The sequence below is a fragment of the Aeromonas sp. HMWF015 genome (genome assembly GCF_963878965.1).
GTDB classification, from domain to species: domain Bacteria; phylum Pseudomonadota; class Gammaproteobacteria; order Enterobacterales; family Aeromonadaceae; genus Aeromonas; species Aeromonas veronii.
In genome coordinates this window covers 3024-5302 of record NZ_CAWNZT010000325.1, presented here as the reverse complement: position 1 = coordinate 5302, position 2279 = coordinate 3024, and the positions used below count along the sequence as shown (strand labels likewise).

At 51.0% G+C, this 2279-nt stretch carries 2 protein-coding genes and 1 pseudogene; 2 read left to right on the top strand and 1 reads right to left on the bottom strand.

Translation table 11 applies throughout. From position 1 onward, the window contains the following. Positions 1-385: 385 nt before the first annotated feature. On the top strand, positions 386-1438 hold the full coding sequence (locus AACS18_RS16195) for a type VI secretion system PAAR protein (protein WP_233267163.1): 1053 nt from the start codon (positions 386-388) through the stop codon (positions 1436-1438). Beyond that, complete coding sequence (locus AACS18_RS16190) at positions 1435-1977, top strand: hypothetical protein (protein WP_108612710.1); 543 nt, start codon at positions 1435-1437, stop codon at positions 1975-1977. The genes AACS18_RS16195 and AACS18_RS16190 overlap by 4 nt, the downstream gene beginning before the upstream one ends. Positions 1978-1990: 13 nt before the next feature. Here AACS18_RS16190 and AACS18_RS23575 read toward each other — a convergent pair. Beyond that, positions 1991-2279 (bottom strand): annotated as a pseudogene (locus AACS18_RS23575) (hypothetical protein); the annotation flags it as partial.

Genomic DNA, 2279 nt, shown 5'->3' with positions numbered 1-2279 from the left:
TTATCTGGCGCGGTCTGGGCATATGGTTTTGCGGTAATCCACTTTTGCAAAAATTTTTACCGGTGAAGCCCGCAGGCGGGAGCGGATGAGCGCGGATTCCGTGGCGCAGACGCCGCCGTGGGCTTCTCCGTTGTGCTCTTGCTGCTGTGCTCGGCTCTGTGCCTCGCGTATGATGTGCGCCTGCCTGACGGTGCCCATACATGCGGCGCCTTTCCCTGGCCATGCTTTGGTGCTGTCAGGCAGTCTCATTTTATTGGTCAGATCTTGTCGTTAGTTGGTTGGGTTTGAGACATGACTCAAAACTTCCGGTTTATAACTTTGACGGAGTCTTTTGTAACTCCTTAGAGTGGCTCGCTCTTGTCGAAATGAATAGGAGCGAGGAGTTATGGGGAATGCGGCTAAGGTCGGAGATATTGGAACCGACCATGATGGTTTTCCACCAACCAAGATTCTTTCAGGTTCTCCAGACGTCTTTATTGATGGTATCCCTGCCGCGCGAGTCGGCGATCCCCTTGAACCTCACGACAAGCCAAATACACCCGAACATCCAAGAGCTATAGCAGAAGGTTCGGCAACAGTTTTTGTAAATGGAAAGCCACTCGCATTTACCGGAAAGAGTGTCAGTTGTGGTGGGGTGATCATTGGTGGGGGGACTGTCACTGTTGGTGATGGAGCTCCATCAGCTCGGGCAGCCGCCATGTCCGCTATGACGACACAACCCGCCCCCGTCGAGATACCTGCCTCATCCCCTGGCTTTTGGCCCCCCTACAATCCGTTAACTGGTGAGAATCTCGATGTTATCTATACGCAGCCGTCCCAAACGGTTGCAGTCCTGACATTCGAGGAACTCCAGGCTCTTTGGAAAGAACTCAATGCCAAAGATAACTTGGGGAATGCCAAGTCTATTAAAGATGCAGGTGAGAGAATTCGTCTTGCTCATTCCACCGCCAAGGGGTTAGGTGGTATGGGGGTAATTGCGTATACCAAGGTTATTAACGGTGAGCCCTATACGATCATCAAGAATTACAAACAGGTTCACAAAACGATCCCGGGTAATATCTGGAAGGCGAGTAATCCGAAAATCCTTCGATTGGGTGTAGGTGCAAAAGCCAATGCTCACTTGGTCAAGATGGGTTTTTTAGCTGATGTTGTATTCTCTGTTTCCGTTAATGTCATTGACTACATTGTTCGGGATGAGGCCACGATGGTGGATCTTTTCAGTAATGTAGGGATTGATCTCGTGAAGGGGACGCTAGCGAATGGTGTGGGTATCATTGCGGCTGGCGTTGTTGCTACAATTTTCGGCCCAGGTATTTTGCTAACAGGGACAGTGTTTGCTTTAGCCACTATCACCGCTGGCAAGGTAATCGACTTTGTTGATGAAGAGGCGAAACTTTCAGACATGATGAAGCAAGCGGTTAAGGCGAAGTTCGAATGACGGTAAAGGTTTCATGGCAAATGCGGGCCAGTGGTTTGGTTGTGTTCCTCTTTGGGTGTACAAGTCTCTGGATGGCCATGGTATTTGGTGCTGAATTTACTGCGCTAGTAGCACAGACACCAGATGACCCATTCAGAATGAATGATTGGCGAGGATGGTTTGCAATCTTCATTGGCTTGCTTGCCGCTCCCTTCATGCTGTATGCGGGGGGAAAGCTGATGTTATCTAAGAATATCCCCGAGCCCAATCTCTCCTCTAAAGCTGGCAAGCAGCGACTGGTGATTGTCATGTCGCTAGTCGTTCTCGCTGGTTTTTTCGGCTATCTGACACAGAAAGTCAGTATGTCGAGCATTGAGCGGTTAGGTTGGGAGCAGTGCTATGTCAAACAGACTAGCTGGCGTTTTGGAAAAGAACTCTATTCACAAAATTGTGCGGCCCATGGCCTCATGAAACTGGATCAGGCTCTGGACAAACTGTCTTTTGAGGAGCTGAAAGATAAGCTAAACAGTGAAATGTTTGAGCAAAAGAAAGGGCCTTAATGGCCCTTTCTTTTTATTCGATCATAGGTGATAGGACATCAGCCAACTGGCCGGCCTGCTTGCTCTGGCCATTGAACGTCTCGGCATTGGTGGGGGCTGGCCCGCCGTGTGTATGGCTCGCGGTGGTTGCGGCCAGTTGCTCCACCACGTTCATCAGCTGGAGCAGCAGCCCGAAGATATTCACCCCCTCGCTGCCCATCCACGAACGGGGCGCCTCGAAGTGCTGCAGCTCTCCGGCCACACTGCGCCGCAGTTGCCCGATCACCTCCACCAGATCACCGGCTGCGGTCTGGCTCATGTTG

What these genes read in the sequence shown, in the direction of transcription:
- AACS18_RS16195 (WP_233267163.1), top strand. Translation starts at nt 386, where the DNA reads ATGGGGAATGCGGCTAAGGTCGGAGATATTGGAACCGACCATGATGGT.
- AACS18_RS16190 (WP_108612710.1), top strand. Translation starts at nt 1,435, where the DNA reads ATGACGGTAAAGGTTTCATGGCAAATGCGGGCCAGTGGTTTGGTTGTG.